Annotated in this window: 1 protein-coding gene; it reads left to right on the top strand. The window is 54.1% G+C overall.

All coding sequences use genetic code 11. The annotated features are described in order from the left end of the window. A partial coding sequence (locus NSCA4_RS0112485) for an IS30 family transposase (RefSeq protein ID WP_016688424.1) occupies positions 1–379 on the top strand: 379 nt, incomplete at both ends.

Genomic DNA, 379 nt, shown 5'->3' on the forward strand with positions numbered 1-379 from the left:
GTAAGCGAAAACCCTATAAGCTCGATTCGCAGCTGATTCGGCACATCGACACCCTTATCCGCCGCAAACTCAGTCCCGAACAAGTATGCGCCTACCTGCGCAAACACCACCAAATTACGCTCCACCACAGCACCATTTACCGCTACCTTCGCCAAGACAAAAGCAACGGCGGCACCTTGTGGCAACATCTCAGAATATGCAGCAAACCCTACCGCAAACGCTACGGCAGCATATGGACCAGAGGCAAAGTGCCCAACCGCGTCGGCATAGAAAACCGACCCGCCGTCGTCGACCAAAAATCCCGCATCGGCGATTGGGAAGCCGACACCATCGTCGGCAAAGGACAGAAAAGTGCATTACTGACTTTGGTCGAATGCCT

It is taken from the genome of Neisseria sicca 4320 (genome assembly GCF_000193735.1).
Taxonomy (GTDB): domain Bacteria; phylum Pseudomonadota; class Gammaproteobacteria; order Burkholderiales; family Neisseriaceae; genus Neisseria; species Neisseria sicca_E.